The 19,123-nt window shown below is 55.1% G+C and carries 17 protein-coding genes; 7 read left to right on the top strand and 10 right to left on the bottom strand.

All coding sequences use genetic code 11. The features are described from left to right. Positions 1–17: 17 nt before the first annotated feature. Together RTM06_RS11865 and RTM06_RS11860 are read left to right on the top strand one after the other, a co-directional pair. Positions 18–5,549, top strand: a complete 5,532-nt coding sequence (locus RTM06_RS11865; protein WP_256698251.1) for a glutamate synthase-related protein — start codon at positions 18–20, stop codon at positions 5,547–5,549. 69 nt (positions 5,550–5,618) lie between these two features. Further along, a complete protein-coding gene (locus RTM06_RS11860) occupies positions 5,619–7,373 on the top strand; it encodes a sulfite reductase subunit alpha (RefSeq protein WP_265300825.1) in 1,755 nt (584 codons plus the stop codon). A gap of 52 nt (positions 7,374–7,425) precedes the next feature. On the opposite strand, the gene sspB is transcribed toward RTM06_RS11860, so the two are convergent. The 5 genes from sspB to zapE all read right to left on the bottom strand — a co-directional run bounded on the left by sspB (position 7,426) and on the right by zapE (position 11,074). Further along, the gene (sspB, locus tag RTM06_RS11855; protein ID WP_256698250.1) at positions 7,426–7,914 is read right to left on the bottom strand and encodes a ClpXP protease specificity-enhancing factor; all 489 of its coding nucleotides are present in this window, start codon (positions 7,912–7,914) and stop codon (positions 7,426–7,428) included. A 3-nt stretch (positions 7,915–7,917) separates the two neighbouring features. Beyond that, positions 7,918–8,559, bottom strand: coding sequence for a stringent starvation protein SspA (gene sspA, locus RTM06_RS11850; RefSeq protein ID WP_312182385.1), 642 nt, complete (start codon positions 8,557–8,559; stop codon positions 7,918–7,920). Positions 8,560–8,871: 312 nt separating this feature from the next. Continuing rightward, positions 8,872–9,264 carry a 30S ribosomal protein S9 gene (rpsI, locus tag RTM06_RS11845; protein ID WP_312182383.1) on the bottom strand — a complete coding sequence of 131 codons (393 nt, stop codon included), beginning with the start codon at positions 9,262–9,264 and terminating at the stop codon, positions 8,872–8,874. A gap of 15 nt (positions 9,265–9,279) precedes the next feature. Further along, positions 9,280–9,708 carry a 50S ribosomal protein L13 gene (gene rplM / locus RTM06_RS11840; protein ID WP_007886599.1) on the bottom strand — a complete coding sequence of 143 codons (429 nt, stop codon included), beginning with the start codon at positions 9,706–9,708 and terminating at the stop codon, positions 9,280–9,282. A gap of 238 nt (positions 9,709–9,946) precedes the next feature. Further along, positions 9,947–11,074, bottom strand: coding sequence for a cell division protein ZapE (zapE, locus tag RTM06_RS11835; protein WP_312182380.1), 1,128 nt, complete (start codon positions 11,072–11,074; stop codon positions 9,947–9,949). A gap of 190 nt (positions 11,075–11,264) precedes the next feature. On the opposite strand from zapE, the gene zapG reads away from it, so the two are divergent. The 3 genes from zapG to degS all read left to right on the top strand — a co-directional run bounded on the left by zapG (position 11,265) and on the right by degS (position 14,310). After that, positions 11,265–11,669 carry a Z-ring associated protein ZapG gene (zapG, locus tag RTM06_RS11830; protein ID WP_008104398.1) on the top strand — a complete coding sequence of 135 codons (405 nt, stop codon included), beginning with the start codon at positions 11,265–11,267 and terminating at the stop codon, positions 11,667–11,669. A gap of 104 nt (positions 11,670–11,773) precedes the next feature. After that, positions 11,774–13,144 (top strand): serine endoprotease DegQ, encoded by a 1,371-nt coding sequence (gene degQ / locus RTM06_RS11825; protein ID WP_256698248.1) that lies wholly within the window; start codon positions 11,774–11,776, stop codon positions 13,142–13,144. A gap of 86 nt (positions 13,145–13,230) precedes the next feature. Further along, the gene (degS, locus tag RTM06_RS11820) at positions 13,231–14,310 is read left to right on the top strand and encodes an outer membrane-stress sensor serine endopeptidase DegS (protein WP_256698247.1); all 1,080 of its coding nucleotides are present in this window, start codon (positions 13,231–13,233) and stop codon (positions 14,308–14,310) included. A gap of 23 nt (positions 14,311–14,333) precedes the next feature. Here the strand turns inward: degS and epmA are convergent, their stop codons facing one another. Then, positions 14,334–15,311 carry an elongation factor P--(R)-beta-lysine ligase gene (gene epmA, locus RTM06_RS11815; protein WP_256698245.1) on the bottom strand — a complete coding sequence of 326 codons (978 nt, stop codon included), beginning with the start codon at positions 15,309–15,311 and terminating at the stop codon, positions 14,334–14,336. Between the two features lie 136 nt (positions 15,312–15,447). Here epmA and RTM06_RS11810 point away from each other — a divergent pair, with 136 nt between their 5' ends. Next, positions 15,448–15,972, top strand: a complete 525-nt coding sequence (locus RTM06_RS11810; protein WP_312182375.1) for a lipocalin family protein — start codon at positions 15,448–15,450, stop codon at positions 15,970–15,972. Positions 15,973–16,011: 39 nt separating this feature from the next. Here the strand turns inward: RTM06_RS11810 and RTM06_RS11805 are convergent, their stop codons facing one another. Together RTM06_RS11805 and efp are read right to left on the bottom strand one after the other, a co-directional pair. Next, entirely contained in the window at positions 16,012–16,146 is a 135-nt protein-coding gene (locus RTM06_RS11805) for an entericidin A/B family lipoprotein (RefSeq protein ID WP_008104408.1), read from the bottom strand. Between the two features lie 145 nt (positions 16,147–16,291). Continuing rightward, positions 16,292–16,858, bottom strand: a complete 567-nt coding sequence (gene efp / locus RTM06_RS11800; protein WP_034826669.1) for an elongation factor P — start codon at positions 16,856–16,858, stop codon at positions 16,292–16,294. 42 nt (positions 16,859–16,900) lie between these two features. Here efp and epmB point away from each other — a divergent pair, with 42 nt between their 5' ends. Next, the gene (gene epmB / locus RTM06_RS11795; RefSeq protein ID WP_312182370.1) at positions 16,901–17,929 is read left to right on the top strand and encodes an EF-P beta-lysylation protein EpmB; all 1,029 of its coding nucleotides are present in this window, start codon (positions 16,901–16,903) and stop codon (positions 17,927–17,929) included. A gap of 37 nt (positions 17,930–17,966) precedes the next feature. Here epmB and RTM06_RS11790 read toward each other — a convergent pair whose 3' ends face one another. Then, positions 17,967–18,314, bottom strand: coding sequence for a DUF4156 domain-containing protein (locus tag RTM06_RS11790; protein ID WP_061718298.1), 348 nt, complete (start codon positions 18,312–18,314; stop codon positions 17,967–17,969). Positions 18,315–18,511: 197 nt separating this feature from the next. Next, positions 18,512–19,123: TCP-1/cpn60 chaperonin family protein (locus tag RTM06_RS11785; protein ID WP_312182367.1), on the bottom strand; the 612-nt coding region annotated here is incomplete at its 5' end.

Here is a 19,123-nt window from a genome sequence, read left to right as displayed (position 1 = left end):
GTTTAAGGAGACTCTCAATGTCCACGCAAAAACCGAATCCCTATGGTTTGTATGACCCATCAGCCGGAAGTGACAGCTGTGGTGTAGGTTTCATTACCCGTAAGGACGGCGAGCAGACGCATGAGATTCTGCGCATGGCCCATAGCGCGCTATGCACAGTCCCGCACCGTGGCGGCATGTCTGCCGAAGGCGTCGGCGATGGCGCGGGTGTGAACGTTGATCTCTCCCTGAACTTCTTCCGCAAGGTTACCGGTCTGGCGCTGGAAGCTGGCCGTTTTGGCGTGGGTAACTTCTTCGTGCCAAAAGACGCAGAGCTGCGTGCTAACGCCGAGCGTCTGGTCGAAGAAACGCTGGCGGCGCATAACTTCCCGATCTTAGTGAAACGCGATATGCCGCTCGACGGCAGCGTGACGCGCCCGGCCGCCCTGCAATTCCAGCTGCCGATTGTGCAGTGGATTTTTGCCGCGCCGCAGGAAGTGACTGAACAACTCGAATTCGAGCGCCAAATTTATCGCGCGCTGCTGGATATCGAAGCACGCGCCTTTACCGAAAGCGAATTCGGCGGCCTCTATCCGCTGTCGCTCTCTTCGCGCACGCAGGTATTTAAAGCACGCCTGAACTCCAACGAAGTGATCCCGTACTTCAAAGATTTGACCGATGAGGACCATCAGGTCCGCGGGCTGTTCTTCCATACCCGTTTCTCGACTAACACCGATCCGCACACCACCATGGCGCAGCCGTTCCGCTTAATGGCGCACAACGGCGAGCTGAATACCGACCGTAAAAACCGCATCGCTGAAGCGGCACTGATGCTGGCGCGCGGTAAAAAAATTGTGCGTCCAAAAGGTCAGTCAGACAGCTCACGTCTCGACCAAAGCATCCACAGCCGTTTGATGGAAGATAATCTCGACCTGATTAACGCCGTGGTGTCGATGATGCCGCCGGCGTGGGAGAACGATACGTCACTCTCAAACGAAGTGCGCGCCATGCTCGAGTACTTCTCTTTATATGAAGAGAAGAACGATGGTCCAGCTGCGCTGATCTTCGGTAACGGTGAAGTGATCGGCGCGCGTCTTGACCGCCTCGGTCTGCGTCCGCTGCGTTCCGTTGAAACTGCGGAATACATCGGTGCGATGTCTGAAGCGGGCCAGATCGCCTTCCCACCGGAAAGCGTCCTGCGTCGTGGCCGCATCGAAGCGGGCGGCATGCTCTATTACGATCACAAAGAGAAACGCTCTTACACCACGGTTGAAGCGCTGGAGAAACTGGCGGCCGAAAAAGATTACCTGTCGCTGCTGAGCAAAGCGCGTATCGATCTCGCCGACCTGCCGGAAATTCAGGCGGAGCAGCTCGGCTCGCCGCTGCGTTATCGTGGAGACCTCAAAACTTATCAACGTTTTGTCGCCTACTACTACAACCAGGAAAGCTTCAAATTCATGATGGACCCGATGCTGCAAACCGGCGCTGAGAAGATCTCAGCAATGGGTTACGGCAACGCCATCAATGGCCTGTCCGATCACGAAGGCGGCATGGCGCACTACTTCTCACAGCGATTTGCACAAGTCACCAACCCGCCGCTCGATTCGATTCGTGAAGCGGACGGCATGACGCTGCGCGTTGCTCTGGGTGCGAAACCGCATCTCGGCCGCAGTAAAGGTCAGCAAATCATTGTTCCGACGCCAATTCTGACGCATCTCGACATGCTGCGCCTGCGCGAGCAAACCGTCGCACCTTATGCGCGCTTCGAGATGCTGTATGAGCCGGTGGTCGGCAAAGATATCGTCAGCCGTGCGGCCAACGCCAACGCGCTGGAAAAAGCCATTGATGACTTAGCCCAGCAGGTGGTGGATTTCGCACGCCAGCAAGGCGGCATCGCGGTGATCACCGATCGTCATATCTCTTCAACACACGCAGCGATTCCGATGCTGCTGATGGTGTCGGCGATCAACCAGCGCTTAGTGCAGGAAGGTCTGCGTCTGGATGTTTCGCTGGTGGTCGAAAGTGGTCAAAGCATCTCTTCACACCACATCGCGGCGACGCTGGGCTTCGGTGCTTCTGCCGTTTACCCACTCGGCGTGCAGATGCGTGCGGAAGAGAAATTCGGTGAAGGCGAAGAAGGCAATAAAGCCTTTAAACGCTATGCCAAAGCAGCCGAAAAAGCGCTGATGAAAACCATGGGTAAAGTCGGCCTGTGTACCGTTGAGAGCTACAGCTGCGGCGAATTCTTCGAGCCGAACTTCCTCAATACCGACGATCCGGTATTGAAGAAATATTTCCCGAATATCAAAACCCCAGTCGGCGGCGCGGGCTTCCCGGCAATCGCTCAAATGGCAGTTGACTGGCATCAGAGCGCGTTGAAAATTCAGGGCGAAGCGGAAGTGCCGTTGCTCGGCCTGTTCAAAGAGCGTGCTGAAGGCGCGGGCCACTCGTACGGCACCATCGCGGTACGTACCTTTATCGATATGACGGAACAGCCGATTCGCTTTGCTAATAAAGAGCGCGAAGAGGACAACTTTATTCGTTTGATGACGTTGGCCAAACTGGATAACGCATTCAACATCAAAGCAGAAGCCTTTAAAGACAGCAGCTTTGAGCGCATCCCGAATGATGTGATCGACACCTTTGCCATCACGCCTGATTACCGTCAGTTCTCCGGCCTGATGCATGCCGAGCGTAAACGTCGTCCAGCGGCGCTGCGCGACATCCTTGCGCTGCCGTGCGATTTGACCCACGTTGATAGCGAAGCCGAATTCGGCCGCAAACTGGGCCGCTACTCGCTGGTGAACAACGGCTTCGCTACGCGTGGCCTGAAGTGTGAAGCGGTGAACGGCAGCCTGAACCAGTTTGAGCTGCGTCTGATCGATGCGATTGCGGGCCTGAAACCAGAGAACGAGCGCCTTGAAGCGCTGGCGCGTGCGCTGAAAACCCGTTTCACCGACGATATCGAAAGCAGCAGCGTGGCGGATGGCGTGTTGCACATCACCGCTTACGGCAAAGCCGCTGATTATCTGTCGCTGATCTTCACCGCGCTGCCATCGCTGCCGCTGGAAGAGATTCAACCGGCACATGAAATCACGCGTACCTTTGCTTCAGGTGCGATGAGCCACGGTGCGCTGGTGGCGCCAGCGCACGAAGCTGTCGCGCACGGTACCAACATGGTTGGCGGCATGAGTAACTGCGGTGAAGGTGGCGAGCACTATTCACGTCACGGCACCATCCGCGCGTCACGTATCAAGCAGTTGGCATCCGGTCGTTTCGGCGTGTGGGCGGCTTATCTGGCCGATCCAATGCTGGAAGAGCTGGAGATCAAAATCGGTCAGGGCGCGAAGCCTGGTGAAGGCGGCCAGTTGCCGGCACCGAAAGTGACCGTTGAGATTGCCGCCGCGCGTGGCGGTACGCCGGGTGTTGAGCTGGTTTCACCGCCACCGCACCACGACACTTACTCCATCGAGGATTTGGCACAGCTGATCCACGACTGTAAAGCCGCGCGCGTGCGCGTCATCGTCAAACTGGTTTCATCTGAAGGTATTGGCACCATCGCCGTCGGCGTGGCGAAAGCCGGCGCGGATGTGATTAACGTCGCGGGTAATACCGGCGGCACCGGCGCAGCTTCCGTTACCAGCCTGAAATATACCGGCCGCGTCGCGGAAATTGGTATCGCCGAAGTGCATCAGGCGCTGTGTGCTAACGGCCTGCGCGACAAAGTGCAGCTGCGCTGCTCCGGCGCGCAGCAGACCGGCAGCGATGTGATCAAATCTGCCCTGCTCGGTGGCGACAGCTTCGAGTTCGGCACCACCGCGCTGATGATGTTGAAATGCGTGATGGCGAAAAACTGTAACGTCAAATGCCCGGCCGGTTTAACCACCAACGCCGAAGCCTTTGATGGTGATCCGCGTCAGCTGGCGCAGTACTTCATCAACGTGGCGCAGGAAGTGCGTGAGTTCCTCGCCCGCCTTGGTCTGCGTTCCCTGCGTGAAGCGCGTGGCCGTTCGGATCTGCTGCACTTGATGGATCACCCGCTGGAAGTCGGCAAACTGGATCTGCGCGCGATGTTGACCGTGGTGCCAGAGCAGAAAATTGCTAAGCCAGTGTATCTGGAAAAAGACTTTGAACTGGATGATGGCTGGGTAAACGAGCTGAAAACGCAGCTGGTTGGCGCGGCAAGCCGTGAAATCGCGCTGGGCGCGGGCATCACCCTGAACAACCGTAACAAGAGCGTGGGCGGTCAGTTGGCGATCGATATCGAGCGCATGCTGAACCATGAGTTACCTAAAGATCAACTGGCAGCTCTGCCAGCGGTAATGAAAGACGATCGCGGTCGTCACTATCTGGCGCCGCGTAGCGTGCAGATTAATACCAGCGGTTCTGCTGGCCAGTCGTTCGGCGCGTTCTGCAACGACGGCATGCAAATGAAGCATTACGGCACCTGTAACGACGGCGTTGGCAAAGGCCAGTGCGGCGGCGAACTGGTGGTGATGTCACCAGGCGGCGGCGCACAGGACAGCGATGGCAACGTATTGATCGGTAACTTCGCGCTGTTTGGCGCGACCGGTGGTCGTCTGTTCGTTCAGGGCCAGGCGGGTGACCGCTTCGCCGTGCGTAACTCCGGCGCTACCGCGGTAGTTGAAGGCGTGGGTGATTTCTGCTGCGAATACATGACCAACGGCGCCATCCTCAACCTTGGCACCTTCGGTAAAGGCTTCGGCAACGGCATGAGCGGCGGTTTCGCTTACCAGTATGATCCGTATGGATCGCTGGCTGCGCACGCGGCAGGTGATTCGGTGCTGTTTGGCTCCATCGCCGATGAAGATGAAATGGCGCAGGTGCACAAACAAGCGGTGCTAACCATGCTGAACTGGCATCTGGAAGCGACCCAATCGCCACGCGCGGCCTGGCTGCTGGATAACTGGGAAACCGAGTGCCATCACTTTGTGTATGTGATGCCGCGTTCGCTGCTGCTGTATCAGGATGGCACCGAGATCCTGAAAGCCAAATCACGCAAAGACTTGCTCGAAGAGCTGTCAACGTCGCTGGCTGCGCATCAGGTGACGAAATTCAAATCGGCCTGGCGTGACGGTAAAACCATTGCCAATGGCGCGGTTCCGGCTTACGGCGCGACCGATACGCTGGAGATGTTTGTTCTGCTGAACAACTACACCGTTCTCAGCCTCGCGCAGCAGCTGGCGCTGGGCAAACTGCCGAAAGGCACGGCGGTGGAAGATCCGGCGGTGGAAAAAGCGGTACGCAATCTGCTGATGACCGAAGATTTCACCTTGATAAGCCGTCTGCAACGTCATGCACGCTCGGCGATTGAGAGCTACAGCGATGACGAACTGGCAAGCCTGATCGCCGCTAAACGTATGGCAGATTACAAAGCAGCATTAACGCAGCGCAACATTCGCTCCATGGACAGCCTGGCGACATACGGCTGGATCATTTATCAGGATGCCTGCAACCGCGAAGTGCTTGGCCATCTGCCTGATTTTGAAGAGCTGTTTGCGCGTGCTGCACTACCAGAAATCGCTGCTGCGGTCGGGAAACTTTCCTGATTACAGTGCTACTGAACATGTGTAATTTAGTTTTTATATTTTGATTGAACAGGATTGAGTGCCTTACCGATGAAAATTCCTTACATTCCTGAAGATGCACCGTTTAACGGTGAGCAGAAATACTGGCTGGCGGGCTTCCTCGCCGGTCTCCATTCGCGCCTGCTGGTATTAGAAGACAAGCAGAGCGCACCGGCTGCGGGTGCCAGCACCAATACGCAGCTGCATATCCTGTTCGGTTCACAGACCGGTAACGCTGAAGCGCTGTCGCAAACTGCTGCCAAAGCCGCACGCGCCAAAGGTTTGGTGCCGGTGGTACAGGCGCTGGGCGAAGTGGATCTGGATGTGTTCGCTACCATGCGTCACGTGCTGATTGTCACCTCGACTTACGGCGAAGGCGAAATGCCGGATAACGCTCAGCTGTTCTGGAACGCAATTTCAGCCAGCACCGCGCCGCGTCTGGAGCAGATGCACTTTGCGGTATTGGCAATTGGCGATACCGGCTACGACGGTTTCTGCCAGGCCGGTAAATTCATCGATATGCGTCTGGAGCAGCTCGGTGCCAAACGCGTCGCCGATCGTATCGACTGCGATATCGACTTCGAAGAGCCATCCAGCGAATGGATTGGCACGGCAATGCCGCAATTCGCCGCCAGTGCGGGCAGCAGCGGTAATGCATTAGAAAGCGCGCCAGAAGCACCTGTCATTCCAGGTAGCAATAAGCAAAACCCTTATGCGGCCGCATTGGCGACCAATAAGCGCCTGTCGGCAGAAGAGTCGGCGAAAGATATTCGTCACTTTGAGTTTGATCTCACCGACAGCGGTCTGAAATATGAAGCGGGCGATGCGCTGGGTGTAATCCCGGTGAATGACGCGTCGCTGGTTTCACTGCTGCTGACTCAGCTGAAAGCCGATTACGAAACGCCGGTACCTGGCTTTGACCGCAACCTTGGCGATCTGCTGACTTATCAGTTCGAAATTTCCGAGCCGTCACGCAAACTGATTGAATGGGTTGGCCAGAACACTACTAACCAGGAACTGCGTCACGTGTTGCAACACGACGACAAAGATACCCTTGCCGTTTGGCTGTGGGGCAAAGATACGCTGGATCTGCTGCAGCTTGAGCTGACGCGCAGCCTGTCGGTGCCGGAATTCGTTGCCATGCTGCGTCCGTTGCAGCATCGCGCCTACTCCATCTCGTCGAGCTCAAAAGCCCATCCAAATCAGGTGCATCTGACCATCGCTTCCGTGCGCTATCACAGCGGCGGCCGCGAGCGCAAAGGCGTGTGTTCAACCTATCTGGCTGAACGTGTACGTCGCGGCGAAAAGCCGGCGATCTTCATCTCGCCCAACAAAGCGTTCCGCGTGCCGTCAAACGGCAATGCGCCGCTGATCATGGTTGGACCAGGCACCGGTATCGCCCCATTCCGCGCTTTCCTGCAGGAACGTCAGGCAACTGGCGCAGAAGGTAAAAACTGGCTGTTCTTCGGTGACCAACATCAGGCACATGATTACATCTACGAAGAAGAGCTGCAGGCATGGCAGGAGAAAGGTCTGCTAACTAATCTGGATCTGGCCTTCTCGCGCGATCAGGAAGAGAAGATCTACGTGCAAAATCGCATGCTGGAGAAAGGCGCTGAGCTGTACGCCTGGCTGCAGGATGGCGCGTACTTCTACGTGTGTGGCGATGCATCACGCATGGCAAAAGACGTTGATGCCGCGCTGTATGAAGTGGTTCGTCAGTTCGGTGGCTTGTCCAGCGAGCGTGCGGCGGCTTACGTTGATCAGCTGAAGAAAGATAAACGCTACCTGCGCGACGTCTACTAAGACGCGCAGGCAATAAAAAACGGGCCAATCGGCCCGTTTTTTATTGCACGTTTTACTTCACCACACGCAGTGAAGGTCGTCCGCCACGCGGCGGCGGCTCATCATCTGGCGAGTGATCGTCGTCAGTCGCATCATCCGGACGATCGCCATCAATCACAGACATCATCGTCTCTTCCTGACCGCTACCATCCTGCTCGTCCGTCGCCACCTCATAAGCCGGTTCCGGCTCGAACATGGTGCCAGCGCCGTTTTCACGGGCATAAATCGCCAAAACCGCAGCCATTGGCACAGAAACCTGACGTGGTACGCCACCGAAACGTGCGTTGAAACGCACTTCATCATTGGCGAGGTCAAGATTGCCTACCGCACGCGGCGCGATGTTCAGAACGATCTGTCCATCACGCGCATATTCCAGCGGCACCTGCACACCAGGCAGATTGATGTCGACCACCAGATGCGGCGTCAACTGATTATCCAGCAACCAGTCGTAGAACGCCCGCAACAAGTAAGGACGACGCGCCGTTAGTTGCGACATTTCCATACATTAGCCCCGAGCTTGCAGGCGCATTTCACGTTCTGCTTCCGTCAGTGACGCAAGGAAAGAGTCACGTTCAAACACGCGCGTCATATAGCCTTTCAGCTCTTTTGAACCCGCGCCAGACAGATCAACACCCATCTGCGGCAGACGCCACAGCAGTGGCGCCAGATAGCAATCCACCAGGCTGAACTCTTCGCTCATGAAGAATGGCGTGCGTGCGAACAGTGGCGCAATCGCCAGCAGCTCTTCACGCAGCTGCTTGCGCGCTGCGTCGGCTTCTGCACCGTTGACGGTTTCGATGGTGCGCATCAGGCTGTACCAATCCTGCTCAATGCGGTGCATCATCAGACGGCTTTCACCGCGCGCGACCGGATAAACCGGCATCAGCGGTGGATGCGGGAAACGCTCATCGAGGTATTCCATGATGATGCGTGATTCATACAGCGTCAGTTCACGGTCGACCAGCGTAGGTACGGTGCGATACGGGTTGAGGTCAATCAGATCCTGCGGCAGGTTATCCGTTTCAACCTGCTCGATCTCCACGCTGACGCCCTTCTCAGCCAGTACGATACGTACTTGATGGCTGAAAATGTCAGTCGGACCAGAAAACAGCGTCATTACCGAACGTTTGTTGGCAGCGACAGCCATGAAAACCTCCAGGTATATTCAGAATATTACTGCTGCGAGCCACAAAGTGACTAGCCAGATGTAAGGTCACCCATCCACCCGGAGAGACGCATTTGTGCAAAACGCAGCAAAAAATGAGCAATCCCCGGCATTTGGGCAGAAAATTGGATGATAGTTTACCAGATTTTGCGGGCTTTGTGGTGAGGCGATTCCGGAAATGCTGCAAATCAGGAAAAAATCGATGCTTGCTGTGGATATCTTATCTTTTGTCCATAAAAAAACCCGGCATAAACCGGGTTTTTGCGCCATTCGTTCTGCGTAAGCAGAAACAAATTAACGTTTGGAGAACTGAGGACGACGACGTGCTTTACGCAGACCGACTTTCTTACGTTCAACCTGACGAGCGTCACGAGTAACGAAGCCTGCTTTACGCAGTTCGCCACGCAGGGACTCGTCGTACTCCATCAGAGCGCGGGTGATACCGTGACGGATCGCACCAGCCTGACCAGAGATACCACCACCTTTAACAGTGATGTACAGGTCAAATTTACCAACCATATCAACCAGCTCCAGCGGCTGACGCACGACCATGCGTGCAGTCTCGCGACCGAAGTATTGCTCCAAAGAGCGCTGGTTAATTACGATGTTACCGCTACCCGGCTTGATGAAGACGCGAGCGGCAGAGCTTTTGCGGCGACCAGTGCCGTAGTTTTGAGTTTCAGCCATTGCCTATAATCCCGATTAAATGTCAAGAACTTGCGGTTGCTGCGCCGCGTGGTTGTGCTCGTTGCCTGCGTAAACTTTCAGTTTACGGTACATAGCACGACCCAGTGGGCCTTTCGGCAGCATGCCTTTAACCGCGATTTCAATCACACGCTCAGGACGGCGCTCGATCATCTCTGCAAAGGTCGCTTGCTTGATACCACCGATGTGGCCAGTGTGGTGATAGTAAATCTTGTCAGTACGCTTGTTGCCGGTTACAGCAACTTTTTCTGCGTTCAGAACGATGATGTAATCACCGGTATCAACGTGCGGAGTGTATTCCGCTTTGTGCTTACCACGCAGACGGCGCGCCAGTTCAGTCGCCAGGCGACCCAAGGTTTTGCCCGTTGCGTCAACAACATACCAGTCACGCTGTACGGTTTCTGGTTTAGCTGTAAAAGTTTTCATTGAAAAGCTTACCCAAATAAAAAGTTACACGTTGGTGAAATCCCAAACGCTAAGTAAACGATTGAGGCTCACACGACCATTTTGCCCAGCAAGCCACCCCTTCAAGTGAGTTACCGGATCACATCGAGTTCTTGGGAAAGAAAACCGATGCTGTAACGTGGGGTCGCAAGATTATAGAGAAGTCGAACTCAAAGATCGAACCTTTTTGCATCTAAAACCTACGATTTATGCCACGTCATCAGGGCAGATGCGGCAGACGCAAATACTCTTCGCTCTGCATCTCCTGCAAACGCGACAAGCAGCGCTGATACTCAAACTTCAAGCGTGTGCCCTGATAAATTTCAAACAGTGATGTTTCCGCCGCGACCACCAGTTTCACATGGCGTTCGTAGAACTCATCGATCAGCGCCAGGAAGCGGCGCGCCTGATCTTCGGTCTTATAAATCATCACCGGCACATCATACAGCAAGACGCTGTGAAAACGGCGCGAGAGCTCAATATAGTCATGCTGACTGCGCCCTTCGCCGCACAGCGTCAGGAAATTGATCGCCAGCACGCCTTCATGCACACCGAGCGTCGGCATCTGGCGGTGGTTAATCTCCAGCACCGGCGCGTCTTCACGCACTTTGCCTGACAACGCACGGAACATGCGCTCCATTTCGCTGTGCGTGGCATCGTTGAGCGGGAAGTTCCATAAATGCGCCGAGGTTAAGGTGCGCAAGCGGTAATCGATACCGGCGTCCACGTTCATCACGTCACAATGACGCTTGATTTGTTCGATGGCTGGCAGGAAACGTGGGCGTTGCAGGCCATTGCGATAGAGCTCATCCGGCGGAATGTTCGAGGTTGCCACCAGCGAAATGCCGCGCGCAAACAGCGCTTCCATTAGCGTGCCCAGCAGCATGGCGTCGGTGATATCTGAGACAAAAAACTCATCGAAACAGAGAATATCGGTTTCCGCTTTAAAGCGATCGGCAACAATCAGCAACGGATCGCTGTGGCCTTGCAGCTGCGTCAGCTCCTGATGGACGCGCAGCATAAAGCGGTGGAAATGCAGACGCAGCTTACGATCACCAGGAATTGACTGAAAAAACAGATCCATTACCCAGGTTTTACCGCGTCCTACACCGCCCCACATATAGAGGCCGCGTACGGGCGCTTCATGGGTGTTTTTTTCTTTATTGATCATCTTAAACAAGCGGCCAAACAGACCTTTGGCAGCCGGTTCAACCTGTTGCTGGCGGGCAATCAATCCTTGCTGGATGGTATCTAAGCGGGTAATCGCTTCTCGTTGTACGTCATCCGGGCGGAATTCGCCCTGCGACAGCGCCTGCTCGTAGCGTGCAAGCGGAGATGAGGTTTGCATGGTTCTCTCAGAATCCCTGAAAAAGTCCGATTCACGGGTCGGTTGACGAAAATTAGGCCGCTCTACACTAAGCGATGCAGCCCGATAGTTCCACTTCCATTAGATTATTGGGTATAGTGGCTGCTATTGAAGTTGATGTTGCAACAGAAGCAATGCCCTACGAAACAACGGAAATTACACGGGAGTCATTATGACCTGGGAATACGGGCTGATTGGGTTAGTGATTGGCATTATTGTCGGCGCAGTCGTCATGCGTTTTGGCAACAAGAAGCTGCGCGAGCAGCGTAGCATGCAGTATGAACTGGAAAAAACGAAGTCGGAGCTGGCGGATTACCGCGAGGAGCTCACTAACCACTTCGCCCGCAGCGCCGAGCTGCTGGATAACATGGCACATGATTATCGCCAGCTGTATCAGCACATGGCGAAAGGATCTAACGACCTGCTGCCAAACCTGCCGGGCGAAAAAAATCCGTTTGCCTACCAGCTGACGGAAGCCGAAGCGGATAACGATCAGGCGCCGGTACAGATGCCGCGTGATTACTCTGAAGGCGCATCCGGCCTGTTACGTGGCAGCGACCGCGCACCGCGTAATTAATCCTTTTGGGGCACAGCTTGGCTGTGCCCTTTTTGTTTTCGAACACAAACCACAAACTACTGTCACACTTCTTTTATCCCTTTCGCAGCGAGAGCGTTGTAGCAATGAAAAAACAAGCACGTCTGTTAAGCGCATTAGCCTTGGGTATCGGGATGAGTTTGGCTGCGGCACCGAGTGCGCTGGCAACTCTTCCCGCCCAGATTCAGGGACAAGCATTGCCAAGCCTGGCACCGATGCTGGAAAAAGTTCTGCCCGCAGTAGTGAGCGTGCGCGTTGAAGGTACCGACAGCGGCCAGCAGGCGCAGGAGATTCCTGAACCGCTGAAGCGCTTTTTTGGTCAGGCTCCGGGACAATCTCAGCCGCAGCCCTTTGAAGGTCTGGGTTCTGGAGTGATCATCGATGCCGCTAAAGGCTACATCCTTACTAACAATCATGTGGTCAGCAACGCCGACAAAATCAGCGTGCAGCTGGGTGACGGCAACGAATATGACGCTAAGTTAATCGGTCACGATGAACAAACCGACATCGCCTTGATTCAGGTTGAAGGCGCGAAAAATCTCACGCAGATAAAAATCGCCGATTCCGATTCGTTAAAAGTGGGTGATTTTGCCGTGGCCATCGGAAATCCGTTTGGTCTGGGTCAAACGGCCACATCGGGCATCATCTCTGCGCTGGGGCGTAGCGGCCTGAATCTGGAAGGTCTGGAGAACTTTATTCAGACCGATGCCGCGATTAACCGCGGTAACTCCGGCGGTGCGCTGGTGAACCTGAATGGCGAGTTGATTGGTATCAACACCGCGATTCTGGCGTCAAGCGGCGGCAACATCGGCATCGGCTTCGCCATCCCCGCCAACATGGCGATGAATTTGGCGCAGCAGCTGATTCAATTTGGTGAAGTGAAGCGCGGTCAGCTCGGCATTAAAGGCACGGAAATGACCGCCGATATCGCCAAAGCGTTCAACGTGGATGCGCAGCGCGGTGCCTTTGTTTCTGAAGTGCTGCCGAAGTCAGCTGCCGAGAAAGCGGGCATTAAAGCCGGCGATATTATTACCTCCATCAATGATAAGCCGATCACCAGCTTTGCTGAGCTGCGTGTGAAAGTCGGCACCACGCCGCCGGGCCAGGACGTGAAAATTGGCCTGCTGCGTGAAGGCAAATTGGTCAACGTCACCGTCACGCTGGAACAGAGCGCGCAAACCACCGCCAGCGCGCAGTTGATGTCCCCGGCACTGCAAGGCGCAACGCTGAGCGATGGCGCGACCAAAACCGGTGACAAAGGCGTGAAAGTCGATGCCATCGAAAAAGGCACGCCAGCGGAGCAAGTGGGTTTGCAGAAAGACGATGTGATCATCGGCGTGAACCGCAATCGCGTCGCTTCTATCGCTGAAATGCGCAAAGTGCTGGAAGGCAAACCGCCGGTGCTGGCACTGAACGTGGTGCGCGGCGAAGAGAGTATTTACCTGCTTCTGCGATAATCCTCGCATCAGGCGGACAAGCAGGTGTTTGTCCGCCTTTCTCATGCTATTCTGCCCTGCGATCTCACCTGGCTTGAAATAACACCATGTTTCTTAAACTTTTGCGTTCTGTGGTGATGGGCCTGATCGTGGCTGGCTTACTGCTTGTCGCGATCCCTGCGTTACGTATGGGCAGCAACATCACCTTTGAACATGACAACAGCGACGATGAAGCACCCGTTAGTTTTAATCAGGGTGTGCGACGCGCCGTGCCCGCCGTCGTCAACGTCTATAACCGCAGCGCCCACGGCAACAATAATCGCGGCATCACCACGCTCGGCTCCGGCGTGATCATGAACGGCAAAGGCTACATCCTCACGAATAAACATGTGATTAATAACGCCGATCAAATCATCGTCGCGCTGCAGGATGGACGCTTCTTCGAAGCCAACTTAGTGGGTTCCGATGCCATGACCGATTTAGCGGTGTTGAAAATCAGCGCCTCCAACTTGCCGGTTATCCCCATCAACGCCAAACGCATCGCGCACATCGGCGATGTGGTGATGGCGATCGGTAACCCTTACAACCTCGGTCAAACCGTGACGCAAGGCATTATCAGCGCCACCGGACGCGTGGGCTTAAGCTCATCCGGACGACAAAATTTCCTGCAGACCGATGCCTCGATCAATCAGGGCAACTCGGGCGGCGCATTGATTAACTCGCTGGGCGAACTGATGGGCATTAATACCCTAACGTTTGATAAAAGCAGCGATGGCGAAACCCCGGAAGGGATTGGCTTCGCCATTCCCACCGCGCTGGCGAGCAAAATCATGGATAAGCTGATTCGTGATGGTCGGGTGATTCGCGGCTATATCGGCATTAGGGGGCGCGAACTGCCGCCGCTACATGGCCAGGGCAATAATCTCGATCGCGTTCAGGGCATTATCGTTAACGACGTCACGCCGGGCGGGCCTGCCGATAGCGCTGGCATTCAAGCCAATGACGTGCTGCTTGAAGTGAATGGAAAACCTGCGCTCTCGGCGCAGGAAACCATGGATCAGGTGGCAGAAATTCGTCCGGGCTCGGTGATTGACGTGCAGATTTTGCGTAATGAAAAGAAAATGACCTTGCCGGTGACGATTCAGGAATTCCCTGAAGTCACCGCGCCCGCCACCACCACGCCATAAGGGCGCTTGCGCGCCCTGATAATTTAGCTGCGATCAACCGGGAAGGCGATCACTTCGCTCAGCGAGCTGGCCTTCAGTGCCAGCATGATCAAACGATCCACGCCCAACGCCACGCCTGAGCAAGCAGGCATTCCGTGTGCCAGCGCATCCAGCAGATTGGTATCAATAGGATGTTGCGGCAGGCCACGCGCAGCACGACGACGATTGTCCTGTTCAAAGCGCTGACGCTGCTCACGGCTATCGGTTAACTCACGGAAACCGTTCGCCAGCTCAATCCCTTTGTAATAGACCTCGAAACGCTCGGCGACACGGTGATCTTCGGTACTGATCTCCGCCAGCGCGGCCTGTGTTGCCGGGAAGTGGTAGACGAAGCACGGCTTATCATTACCAATCTTCGGTTCAACGCCCAGCATAAACAGCAGTTGCAGCAGCGTATCGCGGTCTTCTTCACGATTTGCCAGCTCGCCCTCGCCCAGCTTCTCCGCCACTTCGCGCAGCTGTGCTTTATCGGCCGACAGCGGATCCACTTCCAGATGGCGGATAAACGCCTGCTGATACGACAGCGATTCCGCGCTATCGCACTCCAGTACTTGCTGCATCAAATCGTCCACTTCGTTCATCAGACGGTACATGTCATAGTGCGGACGATACCACTCCAGCATGGTGAACTCGGGATTGTGGTGACGACCCGCTTCTTCATTACGGAAGCTGCGACCCATCTGGTAGATCGGGCCACTGCCGGCCGCCAGCAGGCGCTTCATGTGATATTCCGGACTGGTCATCAGCCACAGATCGCGCCCTTCGGCAGCGCCGGGCCCAACAAAACGCGTCTGGAACGGCACCAGATGGATGTCAGTAATGGTCGCCTGGCTCATCGCCGGGGTATCGACCTCCAGCACGCCGCGATCGGCAAAGAAACGACGTATTTCCGCCATAATAGCGGCGCGTTTCAACAAATTGGCAATGGATGCGCTCGGCTGCCAGCTTGCCGTTTCGCTCATGTTGATGACTCCTCATACAGATAAGGGGTGGAAGTCTACCCGCATTGCCGATAGCAAACAACGACAGCGGGCGCAGGCAGCAATTTGGTATCGGGCAGCTATACTTAACCTATTAAAATCGTAAAGGAATCCCACAATGTCCCCATGGAAAACCCTGCTCGCCAGCCTGAGCGCCTTTCTCTCCGTTGCCTGCACGACCACGCCGCCCAAAGGCGTGACGGTGGTGGAAGGTTTCGACAGTCAGCGCTATCTTGGCCAATGGTATGAGATCGCCCGCCTCGATCACCGCTTTGAGCGCGGATTACAACAGGTTACCGCTAATTATAGTCCGCGCGAGGACGGCGGCTTGAAGGTGATCAACCGTGGCTACAATCCGCAGAAACAGCGCTGGCAGGAGAGCGTGGGCAAAGCCTACTTCACCGGCGATAAACAGCGCGCCTCGCTGAAAGTGTCGTTCTTTGGCCCGTTTTATGGCGGTTACAACGTGATTGCGCTGGATCCTGACTATCGCTATGCGCTGGTATGCGGGCCGAATCGTAGCTACTTGTGGATTCTGTCGCGTACGCCGCAGCTGGATGAGAGTGTAAAACAGCGTTTGGTTGAACAGGCCAGACGTGCCGGATTCCCGGTTGAAGAATTGATTTGGGTAGAGCAGAAATAAGGAGAACCGGTGCGAAAGTCGCTTTCACACCGGAATAGCTTACTGTGCGCTGCGCTGAATCGCTTTCCCGCCCGCCTGAACGTCTTCGCCAACACCACGGGTGGTATTACAGGCGGTCAGAACGGATGAGAGCACCAGCACGGAAAAAATCGCGACAATACTTTTCTTTAACATAGCCATATCCTTTTTGGTTGCAGTAAAAGTACAGCTCTTAAAGCATAGTCTTGATCTGTAAAACTGCGGATTGGGCGGGTGAAAAAAGATAAGGGAAACACACAGAGAGAAAAAAGGCGCATCAATGATGCGCCTGATTTGACGATTATTTTACGCGAGAAACGTATTCGCCAGAGCGGGTATCCACTTTTACCACTTCGCCAATCTGTACGAACAGTGGCACTTTGATGACCGCGCCAGTCGACAGCGTAGCGGGCTTGCCGCCGGTACCTGCGGTATCACCCTTCAGGCCTGGATCGGTTTCGATGACTTCAGCTTCGATGAAGTTCGGTGGCTGAACAGCGATCGCTTTATCGTTCCACAGGGTAACGATACAATCTGCATTGTCCTGCAGCCACTTGGTCACGTCATCCAGCACTTTAGATTCGATCTGATACTGCTCGAAAGATTCCGGATGCATGAAGTAGTAGAAGTCGCCGTCGTTGTAAGAGTATTGCAGCGTCATATCACGAACGTCTGCGCCTTCGGCAGAGTCAGTAGATTTGAAGGTCTTCTCAACGCGAGAACCGGTCAGCAGACGACGCATTTTTACGCGCGCAAATGCCTGGCCTTTACCCGGCTTAACGAACTCACTGGCTTCGATGGCATATGGCTCGCCTTCGAACATGATTTTAAGACCGGGACGGAAATCGTTGCTAAGATAAGTCGCCATAAAGGCCCTCTGTAAATATTGAACTGGTAAATAGCCAAAAAAATGGCACACATTGTAACCCTAAATCCCCCCGTCAGAGAAGATTGGTTGCAGCAACTAGCTGATGTTGTCACCGAACCTGCTGAATTACTGCAACTTTTATCTCTTGATCAGCATGCTGATCTGGCTGCAGGCGCTGATGCACGCAAGCTTTTCGCCCTGCGCGTACCGCGCGCCTTCATCGCACGCATGAAAAAAGGCGATGCGACGGACCCGCTACTGCTGCAAGTGCTCACCAGCCGTCAGGAATTTATTGATGCGCCAGGTTATAGCACCGATCCGCTGGATGAACAAAGCAGCGTGGTGCCGGGTTTACTGCATAAGTATAGAAACCGTGCGCTGCTGCTGGTAAAAGGCGGCTGTGCGGTCAACTGCCGCTACTGTTTCCGCCGTCATTTCCCCTACCAGGATAACCAGGGCAACAAGCGCAACTGGCAGGCGGCGATTGATTACATCGCCACGCATCCAGAACTGGATGAGATCATCTTCTCCGGCGGCGATCCGCTGATGGCGAAAGATCATGAGCTGGCATGGCTGGTGGACGCGCTGGAAAAAATCCCGCACCTCAAACGCCTGCGCATTCACACCCGCTTGCCGGTGGTAATCCCGGCGCGAATCACTGAAGGCTTGTGTCAGATTTTGGCCGACACGCGTCTGCAGGTGTTGATGGTGAGCCACATCAACCACGCGCAGGAAATTGATGACGAGCTGCGTTTCGGCATGCAGATGCTGAAGCGTGCGGATGTCACGCTGCTTAATCAGAGCGTGTTGCTGCGTGATGTGAATGATGATGCGCAGACGCTGGCGGATCTCAGCAATGCGCTGTTTGATGCCGGCATTCTGCCCTACTACCTGCATGTGCTGGATAAGGTGCAAGGCGCGGCGCACTTCTTTGTTTCCGATGAAGAAGCACGCATGATAGTGCGCCAGCTGCTGGCGATGGTGTCCGGTTATATGGTGCCAAAACTGGCGCGCGAGATTGGCGGCGAGCCCAGCAAGACGCCGCTGGATTTACAGCTGCGTCAGGAATAAAAAAAGCCGCATCAGCGGCTTTTTTTACGACTGCAACTTACGGGCACTTATACACCTGGCCGGTCATTTTGCTGTCGAGCGGTGCGAAAGCGGAGAGCAGATTCTGCGTCGGGCTGGTGGCGCCATAAATCACGTTACCGCCCATTTCTGCCGCGCGGTTGCGCAGGTCGTTCGCTGCGCCACGCAGTGAACTGCCTTCACCGCCTGAACCGCTCAGCCAGTTGCTCTGGGAGCCGGTGAGCGTTCCCAGCAGCTGACATTGACTTGCGGGTTGTTGGTCGGTGAAGGTCACGCGTTCGCCGCCAGCACTCAGTTGATTGGAGCTGCTACAGCCCGCCAGCAGTAAAGTTCCGACTGCCAGACCGAGCAAGAGGTTAATCCGCATTGTAATCCCCATTTATTATCATCAGTGTCGGGCGGCAGCGTAGCAGAAAAGCGCACTTTTTTTCTGAACATTCATTGCCCTAAACCCGTAAAGCCGAAGTATTGCGCCCTTACTTATACCTTGTTCCCCAGCAAAAGAAAAACCCCCGACCGTTTCCGATCGGGGGTTTTCCAGATGACTTAAGCAGTCAGGGGCAATTACATCATGCCGCCCATTCCGCCCATGCCACCCATACCGCCAGCGCCACCTAAATCAGGTGCATCGTTTTTAGGCAGATCGGTCACCATCGCTTCGGTGGTGATCATCAGGCCCGCAACAGATGAAGCGTACTGCAGCGCAGAACGGGTCACTTTGGTTGGGTCCAGAATACCGAAGTCGATCATGTTGCCGTACTCTTCGGTCTGCGCGTTGTAACCGTAGTTACCGTCGCCCGCTTTCACGTTGTTAGCAACAACTGAAGGCTCTTCGCCGGCGTTAGACACGATCTGACGCAGTGGTGCTTCCATTGCGCGCAGCGCAACTTTGATACCCACGTTCTGATCTTCGTTATCGCCTTTCAGGCCAGATGCGGCGATTTTCGCTGCAACGCGAACCAGCGCCACACCACCACCAGCAACTACGCCTTCTTCTACTGCAGCACGGGTCGCGTGCAGAGCATCTTCAACGCGTGCTTTCTTCTCTTTCATTTCAACTTCAGTTGCTGCGCCCACTTTCAGAACGGCAACGCCGCCTGCCAGTTTCGCTACGCGCTCCTGCAGTTTCTCTTTGTCGTAATCAGAGGTCGCTTCTTCGATCTGCTGACGAATCTG

The organism is Pantoea sp. CTOTU46764 (assembly GCF_031974595.1).
Taxonomy (GTDB): domain Bacteria; phylum Pseudomonadota; class Gammaproteobacteria; order Enterobacterales; family Enterobacteriaceae; genus Pantoea; species Pantoea trifolii.
The sequence above is the reverse complement of the archived record's forward strand: the minus strand, read 5'-3'. Positions and strand labels throughout refer to the sequence as shown.

Excerpts from the sequence above, each read along its gene's own strand:
- sspB (WP_256698250.1), bottom strand. The coding sequence starts at position 7,914 with ATGGAAATGTCGCAACTAACGGCGCGTCGTCCTTACTTGTTGCGGGCG.
- zapG (WP_008104398.1), top strand. The coding sequence starts at position 11,265 with ATGACCTGGGAATACGGGCTGATTGGGTTAGTGATTGGCATTATTGTC.
- epmB (WP_312182370.1), top strand. The coding sequence starts at position 16,901 with ATGGCACACATTGTAACCCTAAATCCCCCCGTCAGAGAAGATTGGTTG.
- rplM (WP_007886599.1), bottom strand. The coding sequence starts at position 9,708 with ATGAAAACTTTTACAGCTAAACCAGAAACCGTACAGCGTGACTGGTAT.
- epmA (WP_256698245.1), bottom strand. The coding sequence starts at position 15,311 with ATGAGCGAAACGGCAAGCTGGCAGCCGAGCGCATCCATTGCCAATTTG.
- RTM06_RS11865 (WP_256698251.1), top strand. The coding sequence starts at position 18 with ATGTCCACGCAAAAACCGAATCCCTATGGTTTGTATGACCCATCAGCC.
- degQ (WP_256698248.1), top strand. The coding sequence starts at position 11,774 with ATGAAAAAACAAGCACGTCTGTTAAGCGCATTAGCCTTGGGTATCGGG.
- efp (WP_034826669.1), bottom strand. The coding sequence starts at position 16,858 with ATGGCGACTTATCTTAGCAACGATTTCCGTCCCGGTCTTAAAATCATG.
- RTM06_RS11810 (WP_312182375.1), top strand. The coding sequence starts at position 15,448 with ATGTCCCCATGGAAAACCCTGCTCGCCAGCCTGAGCGCCTTTCTCTCC.
- sspA (WP_312182385.1), bottom strand. The coding sequence starts at position 8,559 with ATGGCTGTCGCTGCCAACAAACGTTCGGTAATGACGCTGTTTTCTGGT.
- degS (WP_256698247.1), top strand. The coding sequence starts at position 13,231 with ATGTTTCTTAAACTTTTGCGTTCTGTGGTGATGGGCCTGATCGTGGCT.
- rpsI (WP_312182383.1), bottom strand. The coding sequence starts at position 9,264 with ATGGCTGAAACTCAAAACTACGGCACTGGTCGCCGCAAAAGCTCTGCC.
- RTM06_RS11790 (WP_061718298.1), bottom strand. The coding sequence starts at position 18,314 with ATGCGGATTAACCTCTTGCTCGGTCTGGCAGTCGGAACTTTACTGCTG.
- zapE (WP_312182380.1), bottom strand. The coding sequence starts at position 11,074 with ATGCAAACCTCATCTCCGCTTGCACGCTACGAGCAGGCGCTGTCGCAG.
- RTM06_RS11805 (WP_008104408.1), bottom strand. The coding sequence starts at position 16,146 with ATGTTAAAGAAAAGTATTGTCGCGATTTTTTCCGTGCTGGTGCTCTCA.
- RTM06_RS11860 (WP_265300825.1), top strand. The coding sequence starts at position 5,619 with ATGAAAATTCCTTACATTCCTGAAGATGCACCGTTTAACGGTGAGCAG.